At 72.7% G+C, this 23,455-nt stretch carries 15 protein-coding genes; 3 read left to right on the top strand and 12 right to left on the bottom strand.

Annotated features, from left to right (window positions below):
- Positions 1 to 15 precede the first annotated feature (15 nt).
- Positions 16 to 816, bottom strand: coding sequence for a crotonase/enoyl-CoA hydratase family protein (locus tag KME66_RS33125; protein WP_216328851.1), 801 nt, complete (start codon positions 814 to 816; stop codon positions 16 to 18).
- 167 nt (positions 817 to 983) lie between these two features.
- Between KME66_RS33125 and KME66_RS33120 the strand changes: the two genes are divergently transcribed.
- Positions 984 to 2,609, top strand: a complete 1,626-nt coding sequence (locus KME66_RS33120) for an acyl-CoA synthetase (protein WP_216328848.1) — start codon at positions 984 to 986, stop codon at positions 2,607 to 2,609.
- Positions 2,610 to 2,854: 245 nt separating this feature from the next.
- On the opposite strand, the gene KME66_RS33115 is transcribed toward KME66_RS33120, so the two are convergent.
- Entirely contained in the window at positions 2,855 to 4,405 is a 1,551-nt protein-coding gene (locus tag KME66_RS33115; RefSeq protein ID WP_216328846.1) for an alpha/beta hydrolase, read from the bottom strand.
- Between the two features lie 170 nt (positions 4,406 to 4,575).
- On the opposite strand from KME66_RS33115, the gene paaK reads away from it, so the two are divergent.
- Positions 4,576 to 5,871 carry a phenylacetate--CoA ligase PaaK gene (gene paaK, locus KME66_RS33110; protein ID WP_216328844.1) on the top strand — a complete coding sequence of 432 codons (1,296 nt, stop codon included), beginning with the start codon at positions 4,576 to 4,578 and terminating at the stop codon, positions 5,869 to 5,871.
- A 108-nt stretch (positions 5,872 to 5,979) separates the two neighbouring features.
- On the opposite strand, the gene KME66_RS33105 is transcribed toward paaK, so the two are convergent.
- The 8 genes from KME66_RS33105 to KME66_RS33070 all read right to left on the bottom strand — a co-directional run bounded on the left by KME66_RS33105 (position 5,980) and on the right by KME66_RS33070 (position 19,807).
- Entirely contained in the window at positions 5,980 to 7,485 is a 1,506-nt protein-coding gene (locus tag KME66_RS33105; RefSeq protein WP_216328843.1) for an acyl-CoA synthetase, read from the bottom strand.
- 126 nt (positions 7,486 to 7,611) lie between these two features.
- Positions 7,612 to 8,370, bottom strand: a complete 759-nt coding sequence (locus tag KME66_RS33100) for a class I SAM-dependent methyltransferase (protein WP_073223953.1) — start codon at positions 8,368 to 8,370, stop codon at positions 7,612 to 7,614.
- A gap of 6 nt (positions 8,371 to 8,376) precedes the next feature.
- Positions 8,377 to 12,795 (bottom strand): aminotransferase class I/II-fold pyridoxal phosphate-dependent enzyme, encoded by a 4,419-nt coding sequence (locus tag KME66_RS33095; protein WP_367303637.1) that lies wholly within the window; start codon positions 12,793 to 12,795, stop codon positions 8,377 to 8,379.
- Positions 12,796 to 12,915: 120 nt separating this feature from the next.
- The gene (locus tag KME66_RS33090) at positions 12,916 to 14,559 is read right to left on the bottom strand and encodes a right-handed parallel beta-helix repeat-containing protein (protein WP_216328841.1); all 1,644 of its coding nucleotides are present in this window, start codon (positions 14,557 to 14,559) and stop codon (positions 12,916 to 12,918) included.
- A gap of 4 nt (positions 14,560 to 14,563) precedes the next feature.
- Positions 14,564 to 15,556 carry a UDP-glucuronic acid decarboxylase family protein gene (locus KME66_RS33085; RefSeq protein WP_216328839.1) on the bottom strand — a complete coding sequence of 331 codons (993 nt, stop codon included), beginning with the start codon at positions 15,554 to 15,556 and terminating at the stop codon, positions 14,564 to 14,566.
- Complete coding sequence (locus KME66_RS33080; RefSeq protein WP_216328837.1) at positions 15,553 to 16,872, bottom strand: UDP-glucose/GDP-mannose dehydrogenase family protein; 1,320 nt, start codon at positions 16,870 to 16,872, stop codon at positions 15,553 to 15,555. The genes KME66_RS33085 and KME66_RS33080 overlap by 4 nt, the downstream gene beginning before the upstream one ends.
- Positions 16,863 to 17,933 carry a UDP-glucose 4-epimerase GalE gene (gene galE, locus KME66_RS33075; RefSeq protein ID WP_216328835.1) on the bottom strand — a complete coding sequence of 357 codons (1,071 nt, stop codon included), beginning with the start codon at positions 17,931 to 17,933 and terminating at the stop codon, positions 16,863 to 16,865. The genes KME66_RS33080 and galE overlap by 10 nt, the downstream gene beginning before the upstream one ends.
- Positions 17,934 to 17,977: 44 nt before the next feature.
- On the bottom strand, positions 17,978 to 19,807 hold the full coding sequence (locus KME66_RS33070; protein ID WP_216328833.1) for a glycosyltransferase family 2 protein: 1,830 nt from the start codon (positions 19,805 to 19,807) through the stop codon (positions 17,978 to 17,980).
- A gap of 107 nt (positions 19,808 to 19,914) precedes the next feature.
- On the opposite strand from KME66_RS33070, the gene KME66_RS33065 reads away from it, so the two are divergent.
- The gene (locus KME66_RS33065) at positions 19,915 to 20,667 is read left to right on the top strand and encodes a TetR/AcrR family transcriptional regulator C-terminal domain-containing protein (protein ID WP_216328831.1); all 753 of its coding nucleotides are present in this window, start codon (positions 19,915 to 19,917) and stop codon (positions 20,665 to 20,667) included.
- Between the two features lie 104 nt (positions 20,668 to 20,771).
- Here the strand turns inward: KME66_RS33065 and KME66_RS33060 are convergent, their stop codons facing one another.
- Complete coding sequence (locus KME66_RS33060; RefSeq protein ID WP_216328829.1) at positions 20,772 to 22,322, bottom strand: acyl-CoA synthetase; 1,551 nt, start codon at positions 22,320 to 22,322, stop codon at positions 20,772 to 20,774.
- The gene (locus KME66_RS33055; protein WP_073223960.1) at positions 22,319 to 23,428 is read right to left on the bottom strand and encodes a nitronate monooxygenase family protein; all 1,110 of its coding nucleotides are present in this window, start codon (positions 23,426 to 23,428) and stop codon (positions 22,319 to 22,321) included. The genes KME66_RS33060 and KME66_RS33055 overlap by 4 nt, the downstream gene beginning before the upstream one ends.
- Between the last annotated feature and the right edge of the window lie 27 nt (positions 23,429 to 23,455).

The raw sequence follows: 23,455 nt of genomic DNA, 5'->3' as shown, positions 1-23,455 counted from the left end.
GGCTCTCTCCTGGGGTCAGGCGCGCCGGTAGACGGGCGGGCGCTTCTCGGCGAAGGCGCGGGCGCCCTCCTTGGCGTCCTCGGTGGCGAACACGGGCCAGCCATGCTTTAGTTCGGCGGCCAGCGCCTCGCTCTCGGTCAGCTCGGCCCCCTCGTAGACCGATGCCTTCACCGCCTCGACGGCGAGCGGACCGCAGGCGTTGACCCGCTCGGCGACGGCGAGGGCCTCCTCCAGCGCGGTGCCGTCGGGCACGACCCGGCCGACGAGCCCGATGGCGGCGGCCTCGTCGGCGGTGTAGGGGCGGCCGGTGAGGAGCATTTCGAGGGCGTGGGTGCGGGGGATCTGGCGGGGCAGCCGGACAGTGGAGCCGCCGATCGGGAAGAGGCCCCGGCGGACCTCGAAGAGCCCGAAGGTGGCGCCGGCTCCGGCGATGCGGATGTCGGTGCCCTGGAGGATCTCGGTGCCGCCCGCGACACAGGGGCCCTCCACGGCGGCGATGACCGGTTTGCGGGGGCGGTGGTGGCGCAGCATCGCCTTCCAGTGCAGGTCGGGGTCGGCCGTCATCCGCTCGCGGTACTCCTCCCCCGCCATCCCGTCGCCCGCGAGCGCCTTGAGGTCCATGCCCGAGCAGAACGCGCCGCCCGCGCCGGTGAGGACGACCGAGCGGACCGCGTCGTCCGCGTCTGCGGCGAGCCAGCCGTCGTACAGGCCGACGAGCATCGGCAACGAGAGCGCGTTCCTGGCCTCTGGTCTGTTCAGGGTGAGCACCAGCGTGGCGCCTTCGCGCCGCACGGCGAGGTGTTCCGTACCGCCCATGACGGACTCCTGTTCTCCGGATCTGGAACAGGTTGCAGGAGGAGGGGGCGCAGTTCAATAGTTTTCTGACAGCTCGTCAGATTGTTGCGGCGCCACCTCTTCCCACCGGTGCCGCCCGGCGCTCTAATGACGGCCGAGTGGCCAGTCACCCGGGGTCAGGAGGAACGGTGGAGTACAACCTTGCCGACCTGTTCGAGTCGGTCGCCGACGCGGTGCCCGACCGTGAGGCGCTCCTGTACGTCGACCATCCCGGCACGGGCGCGGAGCGCCGGCTCACCTACGCGGAGCTGGACGCCGCGGCGAACCGCATCGCCCACCATCTGACCGACGCCGGAATGAGGCCGGGCGAGCACCTGGGGCTGCACCTCTACAACGGGGTGGAGTACCTCCAGACGCTACTGGGGGCGCTCAAGGCGCGGATCGTCCCGGTGAACGTCAATTACCGTTACGTCGAGGAGGAGTTGGTCTACCTCTACCGGGACGCCGACCTGGCGGCGCTGGTGTTCGACGGCGAGTTCGACCGGCGGGTGGCGGCGGCCGCCCCGCAGGCCCCGGGGCTGCGGCACCTGGTCCGGGTGGGGCCCGCCGCCACGACCACCGCCCCGAGGCCCGCGGCCGTGTCCTTCGCCGAGGCGGAGGCTTCCGGTTCGGCGGACCGCGGCTTCGCGCGGCGCTCCGCCGACGACCAGTTCATCATCTACACCGGCGGCACGACCGGCCTGCCCAAGGGGGTGATGTGGCGTCAGGAGGACCTCTTCTTCTCGGGTCTGGGCGGCGGAGCGCCGACCGGCGAGCCGGTGAAGACCCCGCAGGAGCTGGCGGAGCGGGTCGCGGCGGGCGGTGAGGGCATCACCTTCTTCCCCACCCCGCCGCTGATGCACGGGACCTCCACCCTGACCGCGTTCATCGGCTTCAACTTCGGCCAACGCGTGGTCGTGCACCGCAAGTTCGTTCCCGAACAGGTGCTGCGGACGATCGAGAAGGAGAAGGTCACCAGTGTGTCGCTGGTCGGCGACGCGATGCTGCGCCCGTTGATCGACTGCCTGAAGGGGCCCCTGCGCGGGACGGACTGCTCGTCGCTGTTCTCCGTCTCCAGCTCGGGGGCGGTCATGTCGGACTCGGTGCGGGCGGAATTCCAGGCACTCGTGCCGACGGCGCTGCTGCTGAACAACTTCGGCTCCTCCGAGTCCGGCTTCAACGGTACGGCCACCGCCGACTCGGGCCCCGAAAAGGGGTTCCGGGTCCAGGTCAACGCCCGTACGGCGGTGGTGGATCCGGTGACGTACGAGCCGGTGGCCCCCGGCGAGCCGGGCCGCATCGCCCAGCGCGGGCATGTCCCGCTGGGCTACTACAACGACCCGGCCAAGACCGCCGACACCTTCTTCCGCCGGGGCGATGAGCGCTGGGTGCTGCTGGGCGACATGGCGACCGTGGACGCGGACGGCATCGTCACCGTGCTCGGGAGGGGCTCGCAGTGCATCAACACCGGTGGGGAGAAGGTGTATCCGGAGGAGGTCGAGCAGGCGCTCAAGTCCCATGCGGATGTGTACGACGCGCTCGTCGCGGGCGTCCCCGACGAGCGCTGGGGCAGCCGGGTCGCCGCCGTGGTGCAACTGCGCGAGGGTGCGGGCGCGTTGACCCTGGACGCGGTGCAGGCGCACTGCCGGACCCGGCTGGCCGGCTACAAGGTCCCCCGCGCGCTGGTGCTCGCCGAGCGGATCCAGCGCTCGCCGAGCGGCAAGGCGGACTACCGGTGGGCGAAGGCGGTGGCGGCGGAGGCCGACCGGAGCTGAACGGCCGGGGCCCGGCACCGGGTGGACCGGAGTCCGGCGAGCCCCGGGCGCAGATCGGCAGCGCTGCGGGCGCCCGGGTGGGCCGCAGCGCTGCCTCCCCGGTGTGCGGGAGCCGGCGGCAGGGCCGGAACCGGGCGCCATGGGGCTGCTGATGTCCCGGGACGCCGCGCCGTCGCCCGGATCCGTGTGCCAGGGGGCGGACCGGTCACTCCGGGGCATCGGGCCGGTCCGCGGTCCTCCTGCGCTCAGCAGGCAGCGCCGCGCCCGTTCCGGTCATGGAGCCCGAACGCCCGGATGGCCGCCAGGAATTCCCCGGGCCGGTCCGTGTGGACGAGATGCCCGGCGTCGACGGTGACCAGCTCGGCGTCCGGCAACGCGCGGACCATCTGCGCGAGCTGCTCCTGGTCGATGTGGCTGCGGGGCCCGCCGCCGATGACGAGGGTGGGCACGGTGATCTCGGGGAAGCGTTCACGGACGGCCGGGTCGGGGTCGTTCAGCTGGGCGTCGGTGTCGGGCACGACGGGCCAGTCGAAGCCGAGGTCGCCCTCGGGCCGGACGGAGAGCGGCCGCGGCGGGTCGAGCGGGAGGAGCGGCGGCGCGTCCTCGATGATCAGCCGGCCGATGAGGCCCGGCTCCCGCTGGGCCAGGAGGTAGGCGGCGACCCCGCCCATGGAGTGTCCGACGACGGTCGCCCCGGCCAGGTTGCGGGCCTCCAGGAAGGCGTGCAGGTCGTCGCGGAACATCTCGAAGGAGTAGCGGCCGGGCCAGTCGCTCAGCCCGTGGCCGCGGAAGTCGGGAGCGTAGACGCGGTGGTCGGCGGCCAGGTCCTCCGCGATCCGGGTCCAGGTCTCGCCGGAGCCGGCCCGGCCGTGCAGCAGGACGACGGGCGGGGCCTCGGGCGCGCCCCAGACCCGGTAGGCGAGCCGGACCCCGCCAGCCTGGACGCTCGACACCTCCGGGGCGAGGAAGGCCTCCACCGTACGGGCGAAGGCGCCCGGGTCGTCCAGCCACGGGAAGTGGCCCGCGCCGCGCTGGACGGCGAACTCGGCGGCCGGGAAGAGCGCGGCGAGTTCCGTGGCCCGGTCCGGGCTGGGGTGGCCGTCGTACTCCCCGGCGAGAACGAGCACCGGCACGGTCACCTCGCGCAGGGCCGCGGCGGTGGCGGCGGGGTCGAAGGCGCCTTCCCCGGCGTAGTGTGCGCGGGCCCGTGCGTTGGTCTGCCCGGCGGAGGCCTCGGCGTGGGCGCGGGCCGCCTCGTCCCAGCGGCCGTAGGTGAGGGGCCGGACGGCGGGCCACAGCTCGGCGAAGGGTCCCCCGGCCAGCAGCGCGTCCTGGGCCGCCCGCGCCTCGGGGTACCACGGTTCGTCGCTCCGCAGCTCGGCGGCCTCGCGCAGGTCCTGGTCCGTCACCTCGATGCCCACGGCCCGGGTGCTGGGGGTGACGAGGGTCAGGGTGCGCAGCCGCTGCGGGTGGCGGGCCGCGTACAGGAGTGCCAGATCGGCTCCGGCGGAGTGCGCGAGGAGGTCGATCCGCTCCAGGCCCAGGTGTTCGCGCAGGGCTTCCACATCGTCGACGAGGCGGTCGCAGCGGTAGGCCGAGGGGTCCTCGGGCACGCCGGACGCGCCCGTTCCCCGCAGGTCCAGCAGGACGAGCCGGCGTCGGGCGGCGAGCCCTCCGAGATCGCCGAGATACGCGCTCGCCCGCATCGGCCCCCCGGGCAGACAGATCAGCGGTTCCCCCTCCCCCACCAGGTGACAGGCGAGCGGGGTCTTGTCGTACGCGGTGAAGATCGGCATACGTCCCATCCAAACAGGAAGCCGCGAACGGGCCCAGGGGACTTCGCCGCGGGCTGATCCGCTCCGCGGGGCGCCCGCCTCTTGCCAGCACCCCCGGCCGCCTGAATTACTGCTCCCAGGATGATCGACCGAATGATCGGTCGCCCGGTTCGGGAGAGGAAGGGGTCCTGATGACGGCCATGCTGGACGCGGCGGAACGGCTGGACCGGAGCGGGCTGGAGGCTCTGCAACGGGAGCGGCTGCGGACCACACTGCGGCACGCGTACGACAACGTCCCCTTCTACCGGGACGCTTTCGACCGGGCCGGGCTGAAGCCCGAGGACTGCCGGACGCTCGCGGACCTGGCCCGCTTCCCGTTCACCGCGAAGACGGATCTGCGGGACAACTACCCCTTCGGGATGTTCGCCGTGCCGGAGCACGAGGTGCGCCGGATCCACGCCTCCAGCGGCACGACGGGGCGCCCGACCGTCGTCGGGTACACCGAACGGGATCTGGACACCTGGGCGGACGTGGTGGCCCGGTCGATCCGCGCGGCGGGCGGACGGCCCGGCCACAAGGTGCATGTGGCGTACGGGTACGGGCTGTTCACCGGCGGCCTCGGCGCGCACTACGGGGCGGAGCGGCTCGGCTGCACGGTCGTCCCGGCCTCCGGGGGCATGACCGCGCGGCAGGTGCAGCTGATCCAGGACTTCCGGCCCGAGATCATCATGATCACGCCGTCGTACATGCTGACGCTGCTGGACGAGTTCGAGCGGCAGGGCGTCGATCCGCGGTCGACCTCCCTGAAGGTGGGGATCTTCGGCGCGGAGCCGTGGACCGAGGGGATGCGCGCGGAGATCGAGGACCGGTTCGCGATCGACGCGGTGGACATCTACGGGCTCTCGGAGGTGATGGGCCCGGGGGTGGCGCAGGAGTGCGTGGAGACGAAGGACGGGCTGCACATCTGGGAGGACCACTTCTACCCGGAGATCGTCGACCCGTTCACGGGTGAGGTGCTTCCCGACGGCGAGGAGGGAGAGCTGGTCTTCACCTCGCTGACCAAGGAGGCGATGCCGGTGATCCGCTACCGGACCCGGGACCTGACTCGGCTGCTGCCGGGAACGGCGCGGACGTTCCGGCGGATGGAGAAGGTCACCGGCCGCAGCGACGACATGGTGATCCTGCGCGGGGTGAACCTCTTCCCCACGCAGATCGAGGAGATCGTGCTCCGCACGCCCGCCGTCGCCCCGCACTTCCAGCTGCGGCTGACCCGGGACGGGCGGCTGGACGCGCTGACGATTCTCGTGGAGGCACGGGCGGACGCGACGGTCGACGAGCGGGAGAAGGCGGCGCGGGCCGTCGCGGCGGCGGTCAAGGACGGCGTCGGGGTGTCGGTGAACGTCGAGGTCGTGGACCCGCGGACGCTGGAGCGCTCGGTGGGCAAGATCCGGCGGATCGTGGACCTGCGGGAGCCGGGCACGGCGTGAACGGCGTCGCCGTGCGGCGGGGTTCGCTCCGGCACGGCGTCCGCACGCCCGGTGCGGGCGGCCGCCGGGAAGGCACCCGGGGCGGCGGGGCGGCCGCGGGGGCGGATTTCAGCCGAGCTCGTCCCGCAGCCGCCGCTTGAGGATCTTCCCGCTGGCGTTGCGGGGCAGTCCGTCGACGAACACCACACGCTTGGGCGCTTTGAAGGCGGTGAGCTTCTCGCGGGCATGGGCGATGAGTTCGGCCTCGTCGACGCTGGCCTCGGCGCGCCGGACGACGACAGCGATGACGGCCTCGATCCAGCGGTCGTCGGGGAGGCCGACGACCGCTGCTTCGGCGACGGCGGGGTGGGTGTAGAGAGCGTCCTCGACCTGCCGGGAGGCGACGAGGACTCCGCCGGAGTTGATGACGTCCTTGACCCGGTCGACGACCGTGTAGAACCCCTCGGCATCGCGGACGGCGAGGTCTCCGGAGCGGAACCAGCCGTCGCGGAAGGCCTCGGCGGTCTCCTCGGGCTTCTCCCAGTAGCCGGAGCACAGTTGGGGCGACCGGTAGACGACCTCGCCGGGGGTGCCGTCGGGGACGTCCGCGCCCCGCTCGTCGACGACCCGGGCCTCCACGAAGAGGACCGGTCGGCCGCAGGAGTCCATGCGGCCCTCGTGCTCGTCGGGGCCCAGGACGGTGGCCAGCGGGCCGATCTCGCTCTGCCCGAAGCAGTTGAAGAACGCCAGGCGGGGCAGCCGTTCGCGCAGTCGCTCCAGGACGGGCACGGGCATGATCGAGGCCCCGTAGAACGCCTTCCGCAGTCCGCCGAGGTCGCGGGTGGCGAACTGGGGGTGGTCGGCGAGCTTGATCCAGACGGTCGGCGGCGCGAACAGGCTGTCGGCCAGGCCCGCTTCGACGAGGTCGAAGACGCGGACGGGGTCCGGCGCGTCCAGGATGGTGTTCTCCGCTCCCACCGCCAGATAGGGCAGCAGGAACACATGCATCTGCGCCGAGTGGTAGAGCGGCAGGGAGTGCACGGGCCGGTCGTCCGCGGCGAGGCCGAGCGCGGTGATCGCGCTGACGTACGCGTGGACGAGGGCTCCGTGCGTCATCATCGCGCCCTTGGGCAGGGCGGTGGTGCCGGAGGTGTACAGCAACTGCGCGAGGTCGTCGGCAGCGGGCGGACGCCCGGCGGTGAAGGGCCGTTCCGCCTCCAGGGCGTCGAGCAGTGAGCCGGGAGCATCCCGCAGGACGCGTACGCTGCGGCCGGCGGGGAGCCGCCCGGCGAGGTCCGGGTCGGTGAGCACGAGGGAGGAGCCGGACTGGTCGAGGAGGTAGACCAGGTCGTCACCGGTCAGGTTCTGGTTGACGGGCACGTGGACGAGGCCGGCCCGGGCACAGGCGAGGAAGCCGATCAGGTACGCGTCCGAGTTGTGCGCGTAGGCCGCCACCCGGTCGCCGGGGACGAGTCCGTGCTCCTCGGTGAGGACGGCGGCGGCCGTGGACACGGCCACGTCCAGGGAACGGTAGGTCCACACCCGGTCGGCGTACCGTACGGCGGTCCGGCCGGGGGTGCGCCGGGCGCTGCGGGTGAGGACGGCGTCGACTGTGCTGCTGCGTACACCGGTCATGGCGTGATCCTGGGCGGGCCGGAGCCCGGGGTCAAGGGGCGGGACTCCTTCCGGCTCAGCCCCGGGGACGGGGGGCTCACGGTGCGCGGAGGCGACCCCGTACGCGCGGTCCGTCGTCCCCGCGGGTCACCGGGGCGGGCCCGCAGGCGCGCGCCGGACGGCGGACAGCAGCACCATGCCGGAGTCGCCGTAGTCCGGCAGGCTGGGATCGGGGCCCGTCCGGGTGACCCGCAGGTCGTCCGTCAGCGGTGCGAAGACCTCGGTGACCACCGAGCTGTCGACCGGGCAGCCGGGCCATCGCGACGCCGGGCCGATGCGGTAGGTCGGCATGTTCTCCATGAAGGCCGCGACGAGCAGCCCGCCGGGCCGCGCGGACCGAGCGAAACGCCCGCAGAAGTCGGCGAACTCGGTGAAGTCCTCGGTGACCCCCTCGGCGACGAAGTTCATGGACGCGATGTCGTAGGTGCCGGGTTCCAGGCTTCGTACGTCCGCGTGGACGACGCGGACGGCGGAGAGCGACTCCTGCGGCGTCGGGGGCACATCGGGGTTCAGCTCCCGGCACAGGGCGTGGAACGGCTCCCAGCTGGCGTCGGGCCCGCGGGCGATCTGCCCGAGCAGGTAGCGGACTCCGGCGGCGCTCGCCTCGACCGCGTCGATCCGGCGGCTCGCGGCGGAGGCGAGCAGGAGGGGGTAGAGGTTCGGCCCCGCCCCGAACTCGACCGAACGGGCGGCACCGCCCTTCCGGATGCGGCGGTAGACCGCGCTGTGGTGCGCGATGACGGCCGCGTCGGACGGGTGCAGGTCGCGGTAGTTCTCCGCGAGGTAGTCCTGGACCGGCCACCGGTCCCAGTCGACGTCGTCGTTGCGGGTCACCTGGCCCGGCATGTGCGCTCAGCTCCCCGGCCGCAGGACGGCGAACCGCTCGCAGAGCGCCGTCAGGGTGGTGTTGAGCCGGTCGATGTCCTCGTCGGAGTTCAGCGCCGTGATCTGCACCCGGAAGCCCACGCGGTCGCGTGGGACGAGGGGGTACGCGGCCAGGGTGACGTAGATCCCGCTGTCCCAGAGGAATCCGGCCACCGCGTCGAGGTCCGACGCGTCCGCCAGGACGATCTCGACGATCGGCAGCCCGTCGGTGTTGGGCGTCGCCATGCCGAGGGCGTGCACATGGTCGAGCACCGCGGCCGTCTTGCGGTGGACGTCGGCGCGGATGGCGTCGCCGCGCAGCTCGTTGACCTCCAGGCCGGCGAGCGTGGTGGCCAGCGAGGCGGTCGGTGACGGCCCGGAGTACAGGTAGGGGCCCGCAGCGACCTTCAGCAGGTCCTTGAGGGAGGTGGGGAGCGCCAGAAAGGCCAGCAGCGACGAGTACGCCTTGGAGAAGCCGCCGACGAGCACGATGTCGTCGTACGTCTCCCCGGTGTGCCGCACGACGCTGTTCCCGCGCGCCCCGTACGGACACCGCTCGTCATCGCGCCGCTCCCCGATGATGCCGAATCCATGCGTGTCGTCGAGGTACAGGGTGGCGCCCCGGTTCCGGCAGACGGCCGCCAGCCGGGGCACGTCGGGGATGTTCCCGCTCATGCTGTTCACGCCGTCCAGGCAGACCAGCCGTGCGGACCCGGAGGGCACGGCCCTGAGCTGCTCGTCGAGCTGGTCCGGCCGGTCCTGCCGAAAGCGCTGCAGGGTCGCGCCCTGACCGCGGGCGGCCACGCAGCCGTCGTAGACGGTCCGGTGCGCGGTCGCCTCGACGAACACGTGCCCCGTGCCGGCGAGGACCGGGATCACCGAGGCGTGGATCAGCGTCGCGGTCGGCAGCAGCAGGGTGTCCGGGGCTTCGAGGAGCGCGGCGAGCCGTTCCTCGATCTCGGGGTAGATCCGCGGGCTGCCGAGCAGCCTCGACCAGCTCGGGTGGGTGCCCCAGCGCCGCACGGCGGGCTCGATGGCTGCGATGATCTCCGGATCGCGGTCGAAGCCCAGGTAGTTGCAGGAGGCGAAGTCGATCAGCCACCGGTCCTGGGACCGGATGTGGCGCCCCCGCACCTCGTCGAGGACCGCGTCGCTCATCGGGCTGGTCTGCCGGAGGTGTTCGAGGTCGCTCAAGCGCTGGTCCCGTCGGACCCTCCTGACCGAGGTGGTGATGTCCGGCATCGGCCTGCTCCTTTCTCCGGCGGTCGGATCGTCGACAGGACCGCGGGTGGTGCGGTGGCCGGCCGCACGGGGCCGGCCGCCTCTCTCCGGCCGGTGGCTTCTCCTGGGGCGGCGGAGCAGTGAGGCACTCTGCCGGGCGGTCATCGGGCGGGCGTAGAGGTATCCCTGTCCGTACCGGCAGCCCATGCGGGCCAGCAGATCGCGCTGTCCGGCGTCCTCGATGCCCTCGGCGATCACCTGGAGGCCCAGCGTGTCGGCGATGTGCACGATGCCCTCCACCAGCGCCACCTGCTGAGGATCCGTGGTGAGGTCGTCGATGAACGACTTGTCGATCTTCAGCACGTCGATGGGCAGTTCCCTGAGGTAGCGCAGCGAGGAGAAGCCGGTGCCGAAGTCGTCGAGGGCGATGCGCACACCCAGGTCCTTGAGGGACTGCATGACCTCCGCGACCTGGCTGTCCCAGTGCAGCATGACCGTCTCGGTGAGTTCCAGCTGCAGCGACCCGGGAGAGAGCCCGGGTGTGGCGAGCGCTTCGCCGACCTCGTCGAGGAAGTCCGCGTCCCGGAACTGACGGGCCGACACATTGACGCTGACATAGGGCGGGGCGCCCCGGGCCGCCCGTTGCAGGGCCGCGATGTCGCCGGTGGCCCGGCCGAGCACCCAGCTGCCCAGCGGCATGATCTGGCCGGTCTCCTCGGCGAGTGCGATGAACTGCTGCGGGGGAATCGGACCGCGCAGCTCGTGGGGCCAGCGGGCGAGCGCCTCGAAGGCGACGATGCGGCCGTCCGCCAGGTCCACGACGGGCTGGTAGCGCAGAGCGAACTCCTTCCGGACGATCGCCGAGTCCAGGCTCGCCCGCAGGTCATGCTGTTCGATCATGCGGACCCGCAGCCGGGTCTGGAAGCGCCGCCACTGGCGCTTGCCCGCCGCCTTGGCGGCGCGGAGCGCCAGGTCGGAGTGGCTCAGCAGCTCCTCGCTGTCCGCGCTGTCCATCGCGGTCGCCACGCCCACACTCGCCGACACGCTCACCGAGCCGTCCGGCAGCCGGAACGGGCGGCTGAGGCTCTGGACGATCTGGGCGGCCAGCAGTTCGGCGTCGATGGGCTCCCTCGCGCCCTCCATGAGGACGGCGAACTCGTCGCCGCCCAGGCGCGCGGCGGTGTCGGTGCGCCGGAGGGTCGCGGTGAGCCGGGCGCCCACCGCGTTCAGGAGCTGGTCGCCCACCGCGTGGCCCATGCTGTCATTGACGATCTTGAAGTCGTCGAGGTCGATGAACAGCACGCACGTGAGGGCGGGCTGACGGCGGCCACGCAGCAGCGCGCGTTCGATCCGCTCCAGCAGCAGCACGCGGTTGGGCAGGCCCGTCAGCGAATCGTGGAACGCCCGCTGGGTGAGTTCGTGTTCCAGCTGGCGCTGCTCCGTCACGTCCCGCAGGGTGACGACCAGCCCCCGGACGGTGCGGTCCTGCCGCAGGTCGCGGCAGCTCACCTCCACTTCCAGGGGGTCGCCGCCGTTGGGGATGTGCCAGTGGTCCCGCCCCTCTCGCCGGGTCCCGTTCCCCATCATGGTCAGGAGCCCCTCCGCCCGGGTCCGATCGCGCTCGTCCACCAGTTCGTCCAGCGGGGCGCCGATCAGCTCGGCCTCGCCGAACACGGACCGGGCGGAGGGGCTGGCGTAGCGGACGGTGTTGTCGGACGCGACGATGAGGATGACGTCCGAGGCGTTGTGCACCAGGGTGCGGAAGTACGCCTCGCTCTCCTGCCGGACGATCTCCCTGCGCAGGGCGATCCGTCCCAGCGCCAGTCCGGCGTGCGAGGCGAGGATCTCCAGGAAGCTTTGCATTTCCTCGAGCCGCTTCGCGGGTCCCGCGGTCAGCAGGATGCCCGGCGCACCCGCACGGTCGGGCCGGGCCGTCGGGCAGACGAGGACGGTGCGCAGGTGTCCCAGCCCGGCGCTGATGCCCGGCCCGAGCCGGGTGACCGGCATCAGCCGGGAACGGGGGCCGGCCAGTTCGGCCGGCTGCCCCGGCGGAACCCGGCCGGTCCGTGCGTCCCGCCAGCGGCCGGCCGGCGGCGTGGCGGGGCTCGTACGGGCCGGGGCCTCCTCGGCGTCGTCGGTCGACAGCAGCATGCTCGCGTGCGGCTGCCGGGCCCCGAACAGCGCGCCCACGGCGTGGTCGCAGCACCGGGCGATCTCCTGTGCGCTCATCGCGGCGACCAGGGAGGCGGCCGCGTTCCGCAGGGCGACCTCCCTGGCGACGGCCTTCCGGTGGGCCGTGACCATGCCGGTGAGCCGCAGGATGACCAGCAGGGTCAGGATCCCGGAGAAGGCGGCGATCACGGAGGCGTCCTGGGCCTTGCCGCGCAGCCCCTCGGCGAGCAGGATCGCGGGGGCGATCAGCACGGCGCCGGACAGCAGGAGCAGGCGGCGCGTCGGCGGGAGCAGCGATTCCTGCCGCTCCTCCCGTGTGGTCAGTTCGGCCATGGACGGATGCAGCGCCGCCAGGCCCCAGGCGGTGTAGAAGAACACCCAGCCGCTGTCCAGCACGGTCCCCGTCTGCCAGTTCCCGTTGAGCTGCAGAACCCCGTACGCGATGTCGAAGCACAGGAGCGTCAGCGTGCCGAGCACCAGGAGGTGCAGGGCCCGGTTGCGGCGCGGAGCGGAGCCCAGGGTGAGCAGCCGGACGAGCAGGGCCAGCACGAGGATGTCACCGAGCGGGTAGGCGATGCTGGTGACGCGCTGCTGCCAGGTCAGCCCGTCGACCCGGGTGAGCGGCTGCACCAGGAAGACCCAGACCGGAAGGGCCAGTCCGGCGGTGATGATCAGCGCGTCCAGCAGGCCCGGTACGTCGCGGCCCGCCATGCGGTTGCGCACCAGCCCGAGCAGCCCCGCGGTGAACAGAGGGTAGGTCAGCAGGTAACAGGCGTCGGCCGGGGACGGGAAGGGGTTCGACGCGGAGAAGTACGCCTCCATCACGTTGTAGTAGGTGTCGCCCGCGGCGAAGAAGAGGAGGGCGGCGGCGAGGACCCACCACGGCCAGCGGCATGCGGGCCGGTTGACCCGCACGCCCACCAGGACGGCCGCCGCACCGGACACACCGATCAGGGCCCACAGGGGGGCGTAGGCGGCGGACCACGTCAGGCAACCCGTAGTGAGGCCGGCCACGAGGAGTACGTAGCCGGCCGTCAACGCTCGAGTCCGGATCACAGGCACGCGCCTCCCCTCCGATCGTAGGCACGCGGTCAGCGCGTCGCATCCGGTCGGGTGAGGGGGGCGTCCGGCCCGCTACCGCGGAGCCGAGGGGACGGCGGCGCCGATGGGGGGCGGCGTGCCCGCGGGCCTGCCGAAGTAGTCGACGGCGCCCGCGTCGGTGCCGAAGAGGGCCCGCAGGTCCAGTCCCCTGCCCGCGAGCGAGGCGCAGTCGGGCACGATCAGGCGCGCGTCGGCCGCGGAGCGGACGGCCGGGGAGGCGCCTCCGGCGAAGCAGGGGTCGGCGTTCAGCCCGGAGGGCCGTCCGTCGACCCGCTCCTGTCCCGTCGCGTCGCGCCAGGCGCCCAGGCCGGCGAAGGAACGGCCGGCCCAGTCGATGCTCCACGGACCCGCCGACGCGGCGTAGTCGTTTCCCTGGAGGATCACGTCGCGGGTGCCCAGGCCCGCCTCCGCGGTGATGAGGGGGGCGTGCTCGGTGACGAGGATGTTGTTGCGCAGCGCCACACCGGTCTGTCCGCCCCGCAGGCGTACGGCGGGCCCCGGCCCGTTGGGGGAATCCGACATCACCAGGGTGTTCTGGTAGATGTCGAGGTTCCGGATGTCCTGGCCGTGGACGGCCAGGGCGCCGTTGACCGGCAGCTTGCGTCCGTTCTCGGTGGCGACGTTGTAGCGGATGGTGTTCTGGATGTGGGCGCCGTTCTTCTTGTCCGTGTAGACGTAGTAGCCGGGCCCGTCGTTCTGGAACGCCAGGTTGTACTGGATCGTCGAGCCGGTGACGTTGGCGTCGAGGCCGAAGCCCGCACCGTCCACCGCCGAGCCGGTGTGGTTGCGGTAGGACGTGTTGTGCTCCAGGACGATGTCGGCCGCGTCGTAGGCCCAGATGCCCACCGGTCCTGCCGGGGCCTTGGCCGACGCGCGCGTGCCGTTGTCGTGGGCGCTGGAGTCACGGACCGTGGCGTCGCGTACACCGCCCAGGATGATGCCGTTGCCCGAGTGGGTGTCCGTCAACCGGGGATCGCCGGTGTTGTGGTGGGCCTCCACCTCCTCGATGCGGACGTCGCGGTGGGCGTACGCCGGCTTGCCGGCGTCGAACGCGGGGCCGTACGTCAGCAGCCCCACGTCCTTGTTCCCGTGCAGTTCGGCCTGTCGGACCGTCACGTCGCGGAACCCGGAGCCGGACTGCGTGCCGCCCACCGCGATGCCCGCCCGGAACCCGGAGACCTCCACATCGGTGACGGCCACCCCTTCCAGCTTCTCGCCGCCCGGGAGGTCGCTGTAGAGGTTGATGCCTCCCTCGCGCGTGTAGGAGCTGCCCGCTCCGGTCACCTCGACGTCGCGGATCGCGACGCCCGCCGTGTTGTGCACGGAGATGCCGGGGGTGTCCGTCGCCGCGACCGTGGCGCGCCCCCCGCCGTAGGAGCCGATGGTCACGGGCCGGTCCGCGTCGCCCGCCTCGTCCTCGCCGACGGTGATGCTGCCGGCGAAGCGGGCGCCGCCCTTCAGCAGCAGCCTGTCGCCCGGTTCCAGCCCGGTCCGTTCGGCCCGGTCGAGGGTGCGCCAGGCCTCGTCGGGGGACGTGCCCGCGTTCCGGTCGTCGCCGTCGGGGGCGACGTGGTAGGTGGCGGACGGCGGCGCGTAGTGCGGTGTGGTGCCGCACCCGCTCCCGGCGAGGAGGAGGACCGCTGCCGCGGCGGCGGTCGTGACGGCTGCTCCGCGCATGGGATCAGGCCTCCGCCCTCAGGGGGTGCGGGCTCCCGGCGGCCCGCCCCGGTGCGGGCCCCGGACGGGGCAGGGAGGCGAACCAGGCGGCGGTGCGCCGCAGGCCGGCATCGACCGGCACGAGCGGTTCCCAGCCGAGCAGTTCCCGGGCCCGGGTGATGTCGGGGCGCCGCCGGGTGGGGTCGTCGACGGGCAGCGGGCGGTAGGCGATGCCGGAGCGGGATCCGGTGATCGTCAGAACGAGTTCGGCGAGCTCCCGGACACTGCGCTCGGCCGGGTTGCCGAGGTTGACCGGACCGCTGAGGCCGGGGTGGTCGATCATCGCCGTGATGCCGCGTACCAGGTCCTCGACGTAGCAGAAGCTCCGCGTCTGGCTGCCGTCCCCGTAGACGGTCAGCGGGGAGCCCGCCAGGGCCTGCCGCACGAACGTGGACACGACGCGGCCGTCGTGGGGTCGCATGCGCGGTCCGTAGGTGTTGAAGATCCGCACGATGCCGGCGTCGGTGCCGAGACTGCGCCGGTACGCCATGGCCATCGCCTCCGCGTACCGCTTGGCCTCGTCGTAGACGCTGCGCGGGCCGACCGGGTTGACGTTGCCCCAGTAGTCCTCCGGCTGCGGGTGGATGCCGGGGTCGCCGTAGACCTCGCTGGTGGAGGCCAGGACGAAGCGGGCGCCGTGGCGCTGGGCCAGGCGCAGCGCCATCTCCGTGCCGCGCCCGCCCGCCGAGAGCGTCTCCAGCGGCAGCCGGTGGTAGTCGGGCGGGGACGCGGGACTGGCCAGGTGGGCCACGACGTCCACCGGTCCGGGAATGTCGAGGGCGGACGTCACATCGGCGCGCACGAGCCGGAAGCGGGGGTCCGCCCCCAGCCGGGCGATGTTCTCCGGGCGGCCCGTGAGGAAGTTGTCCAGGCACCAGACGGTGTCGCCCCGGCGGAGCAGCGCCTCGCACAGGTGGGAGCCCACGAATCCGCCGCCTCCGGTGACCACGGCCCTCATGACGTGCCTCCTGTGGGGTGGGCCAGCGCGTGCAGGGTCCAGCCGGCCGCGCGCCAGGGCCGGTCGTCCAGGCAGTTCCGGGCGTCCAGCAGCACCGGGTGGCGGACGACGGGGGCGAGCGCTGCGGGGTCGATCCGCCGGTACTCCGGCCACGGTGTGAGGTGCAGCAGCAGGTCCGCGTGTTCGCACGCCTTGGGGATGTCGAGGGCGTATGCCAGGTCGGGACGTGCGGCGCGGGCGTTGTCGAGGGCCTGCGGGTCGTGCACCCGCACGGTGGCTCCCTCCTTCCGTACGGATTCGGCGACGGCGAGGGCGGGCGAGTCGCGCACGTCGTCGCTGCCGGGTTTGAACGAGGCGCCCAGCACGGCGATCCGCCGGCCGTCGAAGGATCCGCCGACGAGGCGCCTGGCCCTGCTGACCGTGCGCTCGCGCTGGCGGGTGTTGATCCGGTCGACCTCGTGCAGGAAGGCCACCGCCTCACCGGCGCCGATCTCCTCGGCGCGGGCCGCGAACGCTCTGATGTCCTTGGGGAAGCAGCTGCCGCCGAATCCCAGCCCGGGATCGAGGAAGCGGTCGCCGATCCGCGAGTCGGCGCCGACGGCCGAGGCCAGCATCCTGACGTCCGCCCCGGCGGCGTCGCACACCTCGGCCATGGCGTTGATGAAGGAGATCTTCGTGGCCAGGAAGGAGTTGGCGGCTGCCTTGACGAGTTCGGCCGTGGCCGGGTCGGTGCTGAAGAACGTGACGCCCGCGCGCAGCAGGGGGGCGTACAGCTTCCGCAGGACCGCCTCGGCACGGGCCGATGCCACGCCCACCACGATCCGTTCGGGCCGCATGAAGTCCTGGACGGCCGAGCCCTCACGCAGGAACTCGGGGTTCCAGGCGACCTCGGCGTCCGGGACCGGGGCCGCGAGCCGCCGGCCGAGCCGGGCCGCGGTGCCGACCGGTACGGTGGACTTGCCGACGACCAGACTGCCCGGCCGCAGATGCCGTGCCAGTCCGTCCGCCACGGCATCGACGTGCCGGAGGTCGGCGGCTTCGCCGCCGGGGCGCTGCGGGGTGCCGACGCAGATGAAGTGGGTCCGGGCGAAGGCGGCGGCCTCGGCGAGCGAGGTGGTGAAGCGCAGCCGTCCGGAGGCGACGGTCCGGGCGAGGAAGTCGTCCAGACCGCTCTCGCGGAAGGGGGCGCGCCCCGTGGCCAGGGAGCTGATCCGGTCGGCGTCGGCATCGACGCCGAGGACTTCGTGGCCGATGTCGGCCATGCACGCGGCGTGCACCGTTCCGACGTATCCGGTTCCGATGACGGTCATCCGCATGACGTCACTCTCTTTCGGTTCGTCTGCCGGGCGGAACCGGCGTGACCCGAGGGGTTCAACTGCTGGAACCGCCACGCGTCCCGGCACATGCCGGCGAGGTTCCGCCGGGGCCTCCAGCCCCAGTCGCGTGCCACGGCGGTGGCGTCGGCGACGCGTTCGCGCACGTCGCCGGGGCGGCGGGGGAAGATGTCGTAGGGGATCGGCCTGCCACAGGCCTCTTGGAAGGCGGCGACGACCTCCAGGACCGAACTCCCCTGGCCGACACCGAGGTTGTACACGTGCATCCCCGGCCCGTCTCCAAGGTGTTCCAGCGCGATGCGATGTGCTTCGACCGTGTCCATGACGTGCAGGTAGTCGCGGACGGCCGTCCCGTCGGGGGTGTCCCAGTCGTCGCCGAACACATGCAGCCGCTCGCGCCGGCCGACGGCGACCTGCGCCAGGCAGGGCATCAGGTTGTCCGGTGTCCCCCGGGGCTCTTCCCCGAGCAGTCCGCTGGGGTGGGCGCCGACCGGGTTGAAGTACCGCAGCGCCATCACCGTGAACCCGGGAACCCGCCGGCAGACGTCGGCGAGGATCTGCTCGCACGCCCACTTGGAGGCCGCGTACGGGCTGCCGGGCCCGACGACGGCGTCCTCGCCGAGCGGTCCGCCGTCGCCGTCGCCGTAGAGCGAACACGACGAGGAGAACACCAGGTGGTGCACCCCGTGTTCGTGCATCGCCCGCAGGAGGGTGGTCGTCCCGCCGACATTGGTGTCGTAGTACTCGACGGGCATCCGCGTCGACTCACCGACGGCCTTCAGGGCGGCGAAGTGCACGACAGCGTCCACGGAGTGACGGTCGAAGACTGCCGCAAGGGCATGCCGATCGCGGATGTCCAGCTCGTACACGGTCCCGACGAACCGGCCGGCGATCCTCTCCACACGGGCGAAGACCTGGGACGAGCTGTTGGAGTAGTCGTCGACCACGATCAGTTCGTAGCCGTGGTCGAGGAGTTCGACACAGGCGTGGGAGCCGATGAAGCCGGCTCCGCCGGTGACGAGGATCGTGGAAGGCGGGTTCATGGAAGCGGCTCCTTGCCGGGAGGCCGACGGGGAGGTCATCGCGCTCACCACCCCAGGACGGCGGCCGCGTAGGCCGGGTAGAAGACGATCGACGTGATGACGGGGATCGCGCACACCAGTCCGAGCGCCAGGGGCAGCCGAGCCGTCGCCGCGGCCTCCGGGAAGCCGGTTCCCGACGCCCTGGCCGCCTCGCGGACGTGCAGGACGGGCACGGCGAGCGCGACCGCCGCGTAGGCCGCCGCGGCGGCGATGCAGAGAAAGACGTAGCCGACGGCCGGGCTGTTCAGTTCGCCGTAGAGAGCCACGGCGGCCAGGGGCAGGGAGATGGCGGCGAACGGCGTCGTGAGGATGACCGGAAGAGGGCGCGGCCCGCCCGTCTTCTTGGGAGTGACCTTGAACGTCACCGGCCTCGGCCGCAGCTTCTGGCGTACGGCGCCGAGCAGCCCCCAGATCACGAACGGCCAGCGGGCGAGGGCGAACAGCCACGTCTCCCAGCTGATGAGCGGCGCGTTGCGCGGGCGCATCAGCTGCATGCGGCGCAGCAGGGCCAGGGTCAGGAGCAGCCACACGGGCATGACCCAGAAGTGCAGGAGGAAGTCGAAGTAGTTGACGTTCACCCACGGCAGCCCGGTGATCACCGCTGCCGGCGGGAGGAACAGCCCGGAGACGACCATGAGGCCGAGCAGCGGGTAGTAGGCCAGGGCGTAGCCGAACCGCAGCCTCAGCAGCAGGGGCAGTCGTCCGAGGTGCCGCGGCAGCAGGCCCAGCAGCATGGTGGTCAGGCTCCGGGACCACTGGTACTCCTGGGTGACCATGTCGGCGAAGGTCAGCGGTCCGTCCCCGTGCGCCTCCGCGTCGATGGCGAAGGCGCCGTGCCAGCCGGAGGAGTTCAGCAGGAAGGTGGTGGAGAAGTCCTCGGCCAGCTCGGGGCCGAGGCCGCCGATGTCCCGCAGGGCCCGCGTGCGCACCGCGTAGTGGGAGCCGATGCACATCGGGGCGAGCCCGTCGCTGTGTCCCAGCTGCACCGCGCCGTGCCAGACGGCCTCGCGGTGCAGCCGGCCGCGCGCCGCCCAGGAGGCTCCGTCGGTCGCGTCGCAGACGCTGGGCGCGGCGACGTAGCCGATCGCGGGGTCGCCGAAGGGGCGGACCATCTCGGCGAGATACGTCGGAGCGGGCACGTGGTCGCAGTCGAGCTGGGCGACGACGGCGTAGTTCGCGTAGCCCCAGCGGTCGTAGAAGTAGCAGAGATTGCCTTCCTTGCAGCGGGTGCGCCGTGGCCACGTCGCCCGGTGGTACGGGCCTATTCCGCGGCGGCAGGACACCTGGACACCGCGGCTGCGGCACCACTGCTCGATCTCCCCGGAGGGGTCCTCGTCGCAGAGCCAGACGTCGTAGGCGTGGAGATAGTCCTGGGCGAGCATGGCTTCGAGGGTGCGGCGGACCGTCGGCCACGGTTCGGACGGCGCGCGGGTCACGGCGAAGGCGACGGGGATCGGCGGAACGGGCAGGGCCGGGTCGATCCGGCGCAGCCGCAGGGCGGTGACGAAGAAGTAGGCCGGGATGCCGGTGAGGTACAGCAGCAGCAGGCTGTTCACCACGAGTCCGGCCCAGCCCGCCCGGTGCCCGGGTTGCAGCCACCAGAGCCAGAACCAGACGAAGGACGCGGCCCAGCCCGCGGCGATCACCCACAGGACCCGCCTGGCCCGTGCGGGGAGGGCGGGCACGAAGGTGGTCCTCCGCACGGTGCGGACCCGGTAGGGATGCCCGAACGTGGGGCCTTCCGCCGCGACCCGGACGACGTTTCCGCCGGAGATCTCCCGCAGATGTTGCTCCACCTGCGTGAGATCAGCCGCCTTCAGCTCGTCCTGCGTCACAGCGGGCGCTCCTTCCGGACCCCGGCACTGTATGCTTGCGCTGTACGTTTACGACGTATATGTACGATTTTGTTCCTCAGGTTTCTCCGTGTCAAGAGGGGTTCTCGATGACCCAGGAAGACGGGAACGGACGCGACGGGCCCGCCCGCCGGGCCGGGGACCGGGGGCGCTACGGGCGCCTGAGCCGGGAGCTCGTGCTGCTCGCCGCCCTGGAGGTCGTGGACCGGGACGGCTTGACGGGCCTCAGCATGCGCCGGCTCGGCGCGGAGCTCGGGGTCGAGGCCATGGCCCTGTACCGCTACGCCCCCGGCAAGGACGCGCTGCTGGACGGCCTGGTCGAGATGTTCTGCCTGCAGGTGGACCGGGAACTCGCGCAGGGCCCGGACCGTCCCGACGGGGAGGGGGGGCGAGCGTCCGGCCCGGCGGACGGGGCCGACTGGCGGGCCGGCCTCCACCGCATCGCACGGGCCACCCACGGCGTCGCACTGCGCCATCCGCACGTGGTGCCGCTCCTGGCCACCCGCTTGCTGGCCACCCCGCTGGCCAGGAGGCCCCTGCCCGTCCTGCGGAGCGACGAGCGCGTCCTGGAACTGCTGCACGCGGCCGGGTTCGGCGAGCCGGACGTCATCCGCGTCCACCGCAGGTTCACCGCGTGGCTGCTCGGTTTCCTGCTGGTCGAGCTGCGCGCGATGGACGACGACCCGGGCGAGCCCGATCCGGCCTTCCGCGTCGGGCTCCATCGGATCCCGGCCGGTGAACTGCCCCGGCTGCGGGCGACAGCGGTCCGGCTGGCCGACCGCGGCGGGCCCGGTGAACTGGCCGCCGGCCTGGACGCCCTGCTGCGCGGGTACGCCGCCTGATCAGGGCGGCGGACATCGCGGCTACGGCTGCTCGGCCAGCCGGGGAGCGCGAACCGCGCCTCGGGGGTGCGCGCCCCTGCCGGGGCCCGGGGCCGCGACCGTGATCACAGCGGCCGCTGGTGGCCCTCCCAGTACGGTTCGCGCAGCCGCCGCTTGTAGAGCTTGCCGTTGGGGTCGCGGGGCATGGCGGCGACGAAGTCGAGCGAGCGGGGCCGCTTGTACCCGGCGAGCCGCTCCGCGCAGTGGGCGAGGATCTCCGCGGCGAGGGCGTCCGACGGCTCGTGGCCCTGGGCCGGTTCGACGACGGCCTTCACCTCCTCGCCCCGGTCGGCGTGCGGGATGCCGAAGGCGGCCGCGTCCGCGACGGCGGGGTGGGTGAGCAGGGCGGACTCGATCTCGGCGGGGTAGATGTTGACGCCCCCGGCGATGATCATGTCGATCTTGCGGTCACGGAGGAAGAGGTAGCCGTCCGCGTCCAGGACGCCGAGGTCGCCGACGGTGAAGAAGTCGCCGATGCGGTTCTGGCGGGTCTTGGCCTCGTCCTTGTGGTAACTGAAGCCGCCGGTGCTCATCTTCATGTAGACCGTGCCCAGTTCGCCCGCCGCGAGCCGGTTTCCGTCGTCGTCGAAGACGGCCAGCTCGCTGATCGGCCAGGCCTTGCCGACGGTTCCGGGCTTCTTCAGCCAGTCCTCGGCGGTGGCGAACGCCCCGCCGCCCTCACTGGCCGCGTAGTACTCCTCGACACAGCTCCCCCACCAGTCGATCATGGCGCGCTTGACGTGATCGGGGCAGGGGGCGGCCCCGTGGATGGCGTGCCGCATCGAGGAGACGTCGTAGCGGGCCCTCACCTCCTCGGGCAGGGCGAGCAGCCGGTGGAACTGGGTGGGGACCATGTGCGTGTGGGTGCACCGGTGGGCGTCGATGAGGCGGAGCATCTCCTCGGGCGCCCAGCCGTCCATCAGGACCAGAGGGTGGCCGATGTGCAGGGCGGCCCCGGCGAACTGGAGCACGGCGGTGTGGTAGAGCGGCGAGCAGACGAGGTGGACGTTGCCGTCGAACGGCCGGATGCCGAAGATGCCGAGGAATCCGCCGAGGTGGGTCTCCTCGGGGCGTCTGCCGGGCAGCGGCCGACGGATGCCGCGCGGGCGGCCGGTGGTGCCCGAGGTGTAGTTCATGACCCAGCCCAGGGTGCGGCCCTCGGGCTCGGTGGCGGGGTGGCCGTCGAGCAGGTCGGCGTACGGACGGCTGCCGGGGACCGTACCGACACCGTAGCGGTGGCTCGGCGGCAGCCCCGCCTCGTCGGCGGCGGCCGTCGCGGCGGCCGCGAAGCGTTCGTGGGCGATCAGGACGCGGGCACCCGAGTCGGCGACGATCCAGGCGATCTCGGATCCGACGAGGTGGTGGTTGACGGGGACGAGGTAGAGGCCGGCCTGTGAGGCGGCGAGGTGGGCGGTGAGGAGTTCGACGCCGTTGGGCAGCACGACGGCGAACGCGTCGCCCTCCCGCAGCCCCGCCGCGCGCAGTCCGTGGACCATGCGGTTGACGTCGGCGTGCAGCCGGCCCGCGCTCCACTCCTGCCCGCCGGGGGCGATCAGGACGGTGCGGTCGGGGTCGGCGGCGGCCTGGGCCCAGAAGCCGTTGGGCGGCTGGTTCACGTGGCACTCCTTCCGGCGATGCGGTTGATGCGGGTGACGGCCCGTTCGAAGCCGCGGGTGAGGTCGTCGACGACGGCCTGGACACTGCGCCGACTGGTCATCCGGCCGACGATCTGCCCCACCGGGGTGCCGAGCAGCGCGCCGGCCTCGTACTTCTGGATCCGCGAGACGGCCTCGGCGACCAGCAGCCCCTGGAGCGGCATGGGCAGGGCGCCGGGCCCGGCCGGGTCGTCCCAGGCGTCGGTCCACGCGGTACGGAGCTGGCGCGCGGGCTTGCCCGTCAGGGCGCGGGAGCGCACGGTGTCCCCGGAGCCCGCGGCGAGCAGCTTGGCGGTCAGGGCCTCGGAGTGCAGGTCGGCCTCCTCGGTGGTGAGCCAGAGGGAGCCGAGCCAGACGCCCTCGGCGCCGAGGGCGAGTCCGGCGGCGGCCTGCTCGCCGCTGCCGATGCCTCCGGCGGCGAGCACGGGCAGCGGGGCGACGGCCTCGACGACTTCGGGGACCAGCACCATGGAGCCGATCTCGCCGGTGTGGCCGCCCGCCTCGTACCCCTGGGCGACGACGACGTCGATGCCCGCCTCCGCGTGGCGCCGGGCGTGGTGGGCGCTGCCGGCCAGGGCGGCGACGAGCACGCCGTGGCCGTGGGCGCGGGCGATGACGTCGGCGGGCGGGGACCCGAGGGCGTTGGCCAGCAGCTTGACCGGGTAGTCGAAGGCCACGTCGAGCTGGCCGCGGGCGACCTCCTCCATCCAGCCGGTGATGCGCCAGCCGGACGCCTCCCCCTCGGCCAGCTCGGGCACTCCGTGGCGGGCCAGGAGCTCCTGGACGAACCCGCGGTGCCCGTCGGGGATCATCGCCTCGACGTCCGCCTCGGTGACCCCCTCGACCTTCTTGGCGGGCATGACGACGTCGAGGCCGTAGGGCTTGCCGCCGGCATGGCGGTGCAGGCGGTCGAGGTCGCGCGCGAGGTCGTCGGGGGCGGTGTAGCGGACGGCCCCGAGCACGCCGAAGCCACCGGCTCTGGTGATGGCCGCGGCGACCTCGGGGAACGGCGTGAAGCCGAAGATGGCGTGCTCGATTCCCAGTCGGCGGCTCAGTTCCGTCTCCATGGGCCGCAGGATGCCGCAGCGGTCCGG

It is taken from the genome of Streptomyces sp. YPW6, assembly GCF_018866325.1.
GTDB lineage: Bacteria > Actinomycetota > Actinomycetes > Streptomycetales > Streptomycetaceae > Streptomyces.
The sequence above is the reverse complement of the archived record's forward strand: the minus strand, read 5'-3'. Positions and strand labels throughout refer to the sequence as shown.